This window comes from Marinitenerispora sediminis (assembly GCF_003336425.1).
GTDB lineage: Bacteria > Actinomycetota > Actinomycetes > Streptosporangiales > Streptosporangiaceae > Marinitenerispora > Marinitenerispora sediminis.
The window spans coordinates 1-519 of the sequence record NZ_QEIO01000357.1; the positions used below are offsets into that span (position 1 = coordinate 1).

The following is a 519-nucleotide window of genomic DNA, read 5'->3' on the forward strand; positions in this document are numbered from 1 at the left end:
CCCCATCCCCGCAACCGCCGCCGACACCTGACCACCCGCCCGCACCACAACGCGGGCCCCACACCACCCCGAGATGAGGAGAACCGTGCGGGGAATCATCCTGGCCGGCGGAACGGGATCACGACTTCGCCCCGTCACCAACGTCGTCTCCAAGCAGCTCCTGCCCGTCTACGACAAACCGATGATCTACTACCCCCTCTCCGTCCTCATGACGGCCGGCATCCGCGACATCCTCATCATCAGCACCCCCCACCACCTCGGCGCCTACACCGACCTCCTCCACGACGGCAGCCACCTCGGCATCCGCCTCACCTACCGCGCCCAAGACCAACCCCGCGGCCTCGCCCACGCCCTCATCCTCGGCCGCGACTTCATCGCCGACCACCCCCTCGCCCTCATCCTCGGCGACAACATCTTCCACGCCCCCGACCTCGCCGACCTCCTCCAACGCGAACGCCGCCGCCTCGACGGATGCACCCTCTTCGGCTACCCCGTCCCCGACCCCCACCGCTACGGCAT

The 519-nt window shown here is 69.0% G+C and carries 1 protein-coding gene; it reads left to right on the top strand.

The features are described from left to right. Positions 1-85 precede the first annotated feature (85 nt). Positions 86-519 (top strand): sugar phosphate nucleotidyltransferase (locus DEF28_RS26795; RefSeq protein ID WP_158562933.1); only part of this gene is annotated, 434 nt, incomplete at its 3' end.